This window comes from Dulcicalothrix desertica PCC 7102 (assembly GCF_003991905.1).
GTDB lineage: Bacteria > Cyanobacteriota > Cyanobacteriia > Cyanobacteriales > Nostocaceae > Dulcicalothrix > Dulcicalothrix desertica.
Window position 1 is genome coordinate 45,252 of record NZ_RSCL01000019.1, and the last position, 576, is coordinate 45,827.

Here is a 576-nt window from a genome sequence, read left to right on the forward strand (position 1 = left end):
TTTGTCACTTGAAGCAGTAGCGACAGTCTTACCATCTGGGCTAAATACTACGTTGTTGACGTTATGTTGATGTTTGAGAGTGGCAAGTTCTTCACCTTCTAAGTTCCATAACTTCGCAGTACCGTCATATGAGGCAGTAGCGACAGTCTTACCATCTGGGCTAAATACTACGTTGTTGAAGATATCTTGATGTTTGAGAGTGGCAAGTTCTTCACCTTCTAAGTTCCATAACTTCGCAGTATTGTCATTTGATGCAGTAGCGACAGTCTTACCATCTGGGCTAAATACTACGTTGTTGACGATATCTTGATGTTTGAGAGTGGCAATTTCTAAACCTTTGAAGTTCCATAACTTCGCAGTTTTGTCATTTGAAGCAGTAGCAACAGTCTTACCATCTGGGCTAAATACTACGTCGTTGACCGAACCTTGATGTTTGAGAGTGACAATTTCTGAACCTTTTAAGTTCCATAACTTCGCAGTATTGTCAATTGATGCGGTAGCGACAGTCTTACCATCTGGGCTAAATACTACGTCGTTGACCGTATCTTGATGTTTGAGAGTGGCAATTTCTGAACC

Annotated in this window: 1 protein-coding gene; it reads right to left on the bottom strand. The window is 41.3% G+C overall.

Features of this window, described 5'->3' with window-relative positions:
• On the bottom strand, positions 1–576 hold a 576-nt coding region (locus DSM106972_RS52745), incomplete at both ends, for a WD40 repeat domain-containing protein (RefSeq protein WP_201800822.1).